Source organism: Providencia sp. UF-183 (assembly GCF_058246155.1).
On the sequence record NZ_JBSICD010000061.1, the window covers coordinates 1 to 826 of the forward strand.

Annotated in this window: 1 pseudogene; it reads left to right on the plus strand. The window is 41.8% G+C overall.

The window, feature by feature from the left end:
• The first annotated feature begins 66 nt into the window (after window positions 1–66).
• A pseudogene (locus tag AC4IFT_RS22325) lies at window positions 67–772 on the plus strand (IS6 family transposase).
• Window positions 773–826 lie beyond the last annotated feature (54 nt).

Consider the following 826-nt stretch of genomic DNA (forward strand, 5'->3'; position numbering starts at 1 on the left):
GGGACTGTTGCAAAGTTTAAGTAGCCGGTATGCTAAATTAACTATTTCATTACTGAGGGCCGTTTGGTGAATGCATTTAAAGGTCGTCATTTCACTGGTATTATCATTCTTTGGGCTGTGCGTTGGTACTGCAAATACGGTATCAGTTACCGAGAACTTCAGGAACTGTTGGCTGAGCGCGGAGTAAATGTAGATCACACGACAATCTATCGCTGGGTTCAACGTTATGTACCAGAAATAGAAAAGCGGTTACGTTGGTATTGGTGTAATCCCTCCGACCTCAACAATTGGCATTTAGACGAAACTTATATCAAAGTGAATGGGAAATGGACGTACCTTTACCGAGCTGTCGATAGTCGAGGGCACACCCTTGAATTTTATCTCTCGCCTCGTCGTAATACCAAGGCGGCTTATCGATTTTTAAGAAAAATATTCAATCGCGTTAAAAAATGACAAATCCCCAGGGTTATCAATACAGATAAAGCCGCACCTTATGGCCGAGCGCTTAACCTTCTCAAAGAAGAAGGAAAATGCCCTACACATGTAGAACATCGACAAATCAAATATTCACAATAATGTCATTGAATGCGATCATGGAAAATTGAAGCGCGTGATAAATCCCACCTTAGGGTTTAAATCAATTAAAATAGCACATGCGACCATTAAAGGAATTGAGGTGATGCGTGCGCTTCGCAAAGGTCAAGTTGAACATTTTTACTATGGCCAACCGTTAGGAGAAGTGCGCCTCGTGAATAGAGTATTCGGACTTTAATCCACTTTGAGCGGAAAAGCTCAGCTTCACGATTCTATTTGCAACAGTGCCAAA